The sequence below is a fragment of the Corallococcus sp. CA053C genome (assembly GCF_003611675.1).
Lineage (GTDB): Bacteria > Myxococcota > Myxococcia > Myxococcales > Myxococcaceae > Corallococcus.
Window position 1 is genome coordinate 1 of record NZ_RAWA01000866.1, and the last position, 465, is coordinate 465.

The window sequence follows — 465 nt, forward strand, 5'->3', positions numbered from 1 at the left end:
GCGCGGCACGCTGCGGGTCCGGGCCACGCCCGGCGGTGCGTTGATCGCCGATGCCGGCATGCCGCCCAAGGGCCAGGCCTATGCCGACCCACGCCTGCTGCAGGGATTGGGGCTGAAGGCCGGCGATGACCTCGAGTTCGGCGCCGGCACGCTGCGCATCGCCGGCATCATCGAGGCCGAGCCGGACAGCGGTGGCGACCTGCTGACACTCTCGCCCACCCTGCTGGTCAACCGCGCTGATGTGGAGGGCACCGGCCTGCTCGGCCCGGGCAGCCGTATCAACTACCGGCTGATGTTCGCCGGCGCAGCGGAGCCGATCGCGGCGCTGCGCCAGTGGCTGCTGCCGCAGGTGAAAGGCCTGCGCCTGCTGAGCGTGGACGACACCCAGCGTGGCGTGCGCCAGGCATTCGATCTGGCCGGGCGCTTCCTCGGCCTGAGCGCGCTGCTGGCGGTACTGCTGGCCGG

The 465-nt window shown here is 72.7% G+C and carries 1 protein-coding gene; it reads left to right on the plus strand.

Annotation, left to right across the window (positions count from 1 at the left end):
- On the plus strand, positions 1–465 hold a 465-nt coding region (locus D7V97_RS43635; protein WP_199729261.1), incomplete at both ends, for a hypothetical protein.